This window comes from Bacteroidota bacterium (assembly GCA_034723125.1).
GTDB lineage: Bacteria > Bacteroidota > Bacteroidia > CAILMK01 > JAAYUY01 > JAYEOP01.
In genome coordinates, this window is record JAYEOP010000092.1 from 1 (window position 1) to 4,754 (window position 4,754).

The 4,754-nt window shown below is 32.1% G+C and carries 5 protein-coding genes; all 5 read right to left on the reverse strand.

Going from position 1 to position 4,754, the window contains the following annotated elements; translation table 11 throughout:
* Positions 1 to 1,159 (reverse strand): class I SAM-dependent DNA methyltransferase (locus U9R42_02775; protein MEA3494939.1); only part of this gene is annotated, 1,159 nt, incomplete at its 3' end.
* A 22-nt stretch (positions 1,160 to 1,181) separates the two neighbouring features.
* Entirely contained in the window at positions 1,182 to 1,535 is a 354-nt protein-coding gene (locus U9R42_02780) for a hypothetical protein (protein MEA3494940.1), read from the reverse strand.
* A gap of 33 nt (positions 1,536 to 1,568) precedes the next feature.
* Positions 1,569 to 2,954 (reverse strand): putative DNA binding domain-containing protein, encoded by a 1,386-nt coding sequence (locus U9R42_02785; protein MEA3494941.1) that lies wholly within the window; start codon positions 2,952 to 2,954, stop codon positions 1,569 to 1,571.
* Positions 2,955 to 2,960: 6 nt separating this feature from the next.
* Positions 2,961 to 3,569: a DUF4062 domain-containing protein gene (locus U9R42_02790; GenBank protein MEA3494942.1), complete on the reverse strand. Its 609-nt coding sequence runs from the start codon at positions 3,567 to 3,569 to the stop codon at positions 2,961 to 2,963.
* On the reverse strand, positions 3,569 to 4,754 hold a 1,186-nt coding region (locus U9R42_02795), incomplete at its 5' end, for a restriction endonuclease subunit S (protein ID MEA3494943.1). The genes U9R42_02790 and U9R42_02795, both read right to left, overlap by 1 nt.

Here is a 4,754-nt window from a genome sequence, read left to right on the forward strand (position 1 = left end):
AATGGTCTTTTGATGCAGGTTTATTATCGAAAAATAGAACATTTGCTTTTACTCCTTGTGCATAAAATATTCCTGTTGGAAGTCGTAAAATGGTATGCAGTTCTGTTGTTTTTAAAAGCTCTTTTCTTACGGTTTCGCCTGCTCCACCTTCAAACAAAACATTATCGGGTAAAACAACTGCTGCTTCGCCTGATATTTTTAATTGAGACTTGATGTGTTGCAAAAAGTTCAGTTGCTTATTTGAAGTTGTTGCCCAGAAATCTTGACGATTTATATATAAATCTTGTTTTTCCTGTTTTCCTTCTTCATTCGTAAATGTCATACTGCTTTTTTTACCAAATGGCGGATTTGCAAGTACATAATCGTAACGCTCTCCATTGTCCGAAACCAAAGCATCTGCCGAAGATATTAGCGTTTCGCCATCAATTTCGCCAATGTTATGCAAAAACATATTCATCAATGCCATTCTGCGAGTATTGGCAACAATCTCGTTTCCGTAAAATGTTTTGTTTTTCAAAAACTCTTTTTCGTCTATGTCTAATTTGTTATTTTCAATTATATAATCGTAAGAAGCCAAAAAGAAACCGCCTGTACCACAAGCAGGGTCAATAATGCTTTTCATAGGTTTTGGGCGAACGCAAGCAACCATTGTTTTTATCAATGCTCTTGGTGTAAAATACTGTCCTGCACCGCTTTTTGTATCTTCTGCATTTTTCTCTAAAAGTCCTTCGTATATTTTGCCTTTTACATCTGCCCCCATCAAACTCCACTGCTCTTTATCAATCATATCAATGATTTTTAAGAGTTTTGAAGGGTCTTGAATTTTGTTCTGACTTTTGATGAAGATTTGTCCTAAAATTCCTTTTTCGCTTGCCAACGAACGAAGCATTTGATTGTAAAAAACTTCTAATTCAGCACCACGCTTTTGTGATAAAGTATTCCAGTCGCAAAGTTCGGCATCTTTTATTTCTACGCTTTGGGCATTTTTAAGTTTCGGGAATTTTAATCCTTTATTGTATGGCGGTTTGTTTAATTCATTTGCCATTTTTAAAAATAGCAAATAAGTAATCTGCTCCAAATAATCACCATAACTAACGCCATCGTCACGCAATACACTGGCGAAGTTCCAAACTTTTGATATAATTGTATTTTCTGTCATTTATCTACTTCTTTAACTTTCCTTATATATAACTCGGTAATTTCCGGTAATAATATTGTTTTGCTTTATTAATATCATTTTCCTCTATACTATTAGTAATTATTGCATCATTTGTATCAGTACTTGCATAAACAACGTCTTCACCTATTTGGTAATATCCGGTAATATTATTAAAACGATCTCTTTTATCACACAGATTACAACCCACATTATAATGCTTATTATCAACTAATTCAGTATCTATTACAAAACAATGAGCAAAACCTTCAAAAGCATCTATTCGGTAATGTCCGGTAAAAATATTAGTACCATCATATATACAAACAGCATTACTAACATCACTGTAACTATATAAATTACTACTATCTTTACTCATATAATTAGCTTTATTATCTCTATCATTAGTGTATTATCCGGCAATATTCGGCAATTCTTTATTTGTTCGTTTATATTTAGTAGCAGGGCCTTGTCCTTCTTTTAATACATATTTACTTTTTACTAAAACAGATATATCATTACGTGCCGTTTTTTCTGAAATTCTATCTGTAAAATATGCTTCATATTCTTTGCTTGTAAAAGAACCACCTGCTTTTATCTGATTTAAAAATTCAGTCATTCTATCATTCAATTGTTCCGATTCGGTATATAGAGTAAGCGTGGTATAACCACCTTCGCTCTTCCATACAGGAGATTTATAACCTTCTTCAATAAACTCATTCTTTATTAAACTTAAACCTCTACCTACTTTTTCCATTTTACCCCTTAAATAAAACATAAGGGCAATATTAGGATTTCGTAATACAGAATGATGAGGAATGATGTTATTATCAGATATTATATTAGGTGGTATTTCACCTGAATTAATAATTTCAACTTTATCTGTATAAATATTAATAGTAATATCTCCCGAAAAGTCTGAATAGTCTCTATGAACAATTGCATTAATAACAGCTTCTCTAAGTCCAAGAACAGGATATTTAGGTGCTGTTATTCTATGTCCTGTATTTGGGTTAAATTCACTAATTAGAGGTAGGTTTTTTGTAAAATACTCAATAACCCTTTCATTAGCTGAAAATAAATTATCTTCAATAAATACTTCATCTGAATAATTGCCACCATCTTTTCCATAAGGCATTACTAATATTCTTATTCGGCATTGAGGAATAAACTTTGCCGGCTTTTTGCCAAATAAAAGCATAGCTCCATTATTCACAGATGAATAATCAACCATTTTATAATACGAAAGAAAACCATCAATAGTATCAGGTAAACTATCTCCTTTAACTTTTATTTTTGCATCAGAAATAGTAGCTTCTATTTCCTCTTTATCTAAATCGTCAACTGTTGCATCGGTTACATTAATTTTTTCCCAAGTAGATGCTTGCGGTTGACTGGTTCTTAAAAGTAAACTTACTTCATCAACATCTGCTGTTTTTGTTGATTCTCCTATTCTAATATAATACTCTCCATTAAAAGTATATGGTTGTCTTGAACCTTTTAAGACGTTTATCAGAATTAAATCTTTGCCTTTATACCTTTCTTTATTTATATACACCAATGGTTGCGGTATTATCTTGTTTAATACAGCCTCTTCTAAATTTTCAATCTTAGTATCAATACCATCTTTTACTCCTATTACTTTTTTATTCAAATATCCAACTAATACCCATCCTCCTTCGCTATTTAGAAAAGCACAAATTGATTGTAGTAAAGGTTCAGCATCAAATTTAGATTTAAACTCAATATAAATATCCTCTTGCTTTAACAGCTTTGTAATAAATGTTTGTCCTGCCATAATATACTAATTTGAGTTGTTTATTAATTTTGTAATTCTTTCAGGGTATTTGAATTGCGACTCCAAATGCAATACAATATCATTAATACCAATATACGACTGCACCCAGTTTCCTGTTCGTATTGATGCAGGTTTTTCTTTATCCTTTATAGCTTCGTTGTACATATTTACACAACGAGTATCCATCACCTTATTTTCTTCAAAAGATATATCTTCAAATTTTAACTTTTTGTTGGTTTTATTTTTAATAACCTTATTGTTTCTAAACAAATTTCTGGTAAAAGGCACTCTGTAATCTGCTAAAACAAATCGTGGGATATTACATTTATATGCAGTTTCAAATTCAGAATGAGTAATTGATTTACCACCTTTTTTTAAAACACCAGACCCATAATCAGGACGAATAAACCCAACAAACACATCACAATCTTCTACACCATTCGTGCAATTCTTTAAATTTGATAATTTGCTGTTAAGCGGAAAACTGCCTTTGTGTGACATATATACATCATATCCCAAATTATCTAACAGCTCATAAATTCGATTTAAATCGCTTTCAAAATTATAAACCGAACTTGCAACGAATACTTTTATATGATTTCTTTTTTCTGCCATTACTTCTTACTTTTCTTTTTAGCTTTCTTTGCTTCTTGCTCTTTTGTCAACTTCTCCGCTTTTATTTTTTCTAAAAGCACAGATGCAGGTTCATAATCTTCTTCTTGTTTGCAGGCTCTTACTTCGGCTTCGCTCAGTAATCGCCCTTCAAAGGCTTTTTTAAGTATGCTTTGGCGTAGGGCTTTGGCTTTTTCAAGGCTTTCTGTTATGCTTTGCTCTACTTTGTCGCAAACGGATAAGCGGCTTTCAATTTCTTGGACTATTTGGTGTTGTTCGGGGATTGAGCAAACAGGAATAATCAAAGATGATAATTCGCCCGAATTAATATTATTTACACCACTTGTAGATTTAGCTTTTGCTTCAATTTGATTTCGCAGTTTAATAGAAGAAAGGCAATTTATTAGATATTTTGAACTTATATTTTTTTGAAATGGTCTTAATCTTATCAAATATCCTGCAAATAAAAAGTTTGTGTCAATGTCTCTAATTAATGCACATTTGCCTACGATACTTACGCTTCCATTAGACCGTATTGTTAAAATATCATTTTTTTGCAACTTATAGATATTTTTTTCTTCAATAGAAAATTCAGCATATTTTAAATCTAATGAATTAATTTTAAGGTCAATAATATTGGGTATTCTTAATACTCCATTTCCTTTATTTACATAATTGCATTTTTTTGAAGTTCCATATTTTGGTTCTTCGATTAATTCACCTTGTTTTATATACGTCCACCCCTCAGGCAACCTCGGTAACTCATTCAACTCATCTTCTGTCAAAGGCGGTAATTCTTTAATTGCTTTTGGCTTCGTTGGCTTCTTCCCCTCTTTGCCATTCTTCTCCCACTCTTTAACTGCTTTTTTCCAATCTTCAATTTGTTGGTTGTAGTGATTTTGGCGTTCTTCTTTTATTTGTTTTAGAAGTTCTTCGGCTGTTGGTAAGTTACTTTGTTTTTCTCTCCACTCTTTTGTGAGTTCGCCCTCAAAGGCTTTTTTTAGCACCGCTTGGCGGTATATCTTCAACTGCTCTTGTGCTTTTTTAAGGTTGGCAATTCCATTGTCTAAATCAGAAAATAGGGTTTCTATTTTGGAAACTATGGCTCGTTGGATTGGTAGTGGGGCGAGGGATAAAAACTCTTTTTCAATATGTTGATAATGTCTTGCATATCCCTTATCTTTTATC